Raw genomic sequence first — 1,159 nt, forward strand, 5'->3', positions numbered from 1 at the left:
CATGAAGATCAAATCCGTCCGCGCCCGCGTTTTCGAATGGAAGGGCAAGACCGTTCCGCCCCAGGGCAACTTCTGCTCCAACGCGATGGACCTGCTCTATTCGCCGGCCGAGACCATGAGCACCTTCCGCTTCCATGCCTGGACGGTGGTCGAGATCGAGACCGACGACGGCATCGTCGGCCTCGGCAACGTGGCGCTGGCGCCGGGCATCGCCAAGGCCATCATCGACCAGTACCTGGCGCCGCTGGTGATCGGCCAGGACCCGTGGGACTACGAGTACCTCTGGCAGCGCATGTACCGCGCGACCCATGCCTGGGGCCGCAAGGGCGTGACGATGGCGGCGATCTCGGCGGTCGACCTGGCCATCTGGGACATTCTCGGCAAGTCGGTCGGCAAGCCGGTGTTCAAGCTGCTGGGCGGCCGCACCAAGGAAAAGATCCCCTGCTACTACTCGAAGCTCTATCGCACCGACCTCGACGAGATGCAGCGCGAGGCGCAGAGGTTCATGGACCAGGGCTTCACGATGTTCAAGTCGCGCTTCGGCTACGGCCCGGCGCACGGCACCCGGGGCGTGGCGGAAAACCTGAAGGCGGTCGAAGCCATCCGCGAGGTCATCGGCTACGACAACGACCTGATGCTCGAGTGCTACATGGGCTGGAACGTCGAGTACGCCAAGCGCATGCTTCCGAAGCTCGAGAAGTTCCAGCCGCGCTGGGTCGAGGAGCCGGTGATCGCCGACGACATCGACGGCTACGCCGAGCTCAACGCCTTCAGCGCGATCCCGATCTCGGGCGGCGAGCACGAGTTCTCGCTGTACGGCTTCAAGCAGCTGCTGGAGCGCAAGGCGGTGAGCGTGGTGCAGTACGACACCAACCGCGTCGGCGGCATCACGGCGGCGCACAAGATCAACGCGCTGTGCGAGGCCTGGAGCGTGCCGGTGATCCCGCATGCGGGCCAGATGCACAACTACCACCTGACGATGAGCACGCTGGCTTCGCCGATGAGCGAGTACTTCCCGATGCACGAGGTCGAGGTCGGCAACGAGCTGTTCTATTACATCTTCGACGGCGAGCCGGTGGCCGACAACGGCTTCCTGCAGCTCGACGACGACAAGCCGGGCCTCGGCCTGACGCTGAAGACCGAGTACCTCGACCAGTTC

General features: G+C 64.6%; 1 protein-coding gene. It reads left to right on the top strand.

What is annotated here, in order from left to right; genetic code table 11:
• Position 1 precedes the first annotated feature (1 nt).
• The coding region (locus AC1DYD_RS41405; RefSeq protein WP_478178498.1) for an L-rhamnonate dehydratase at positions 2 to 1,159 on the top strand (1,158 nt) is incomplete at its 3' end.

This window comes from Variovorax sp. P4_B11 (genome assembly GCF_056402355.1).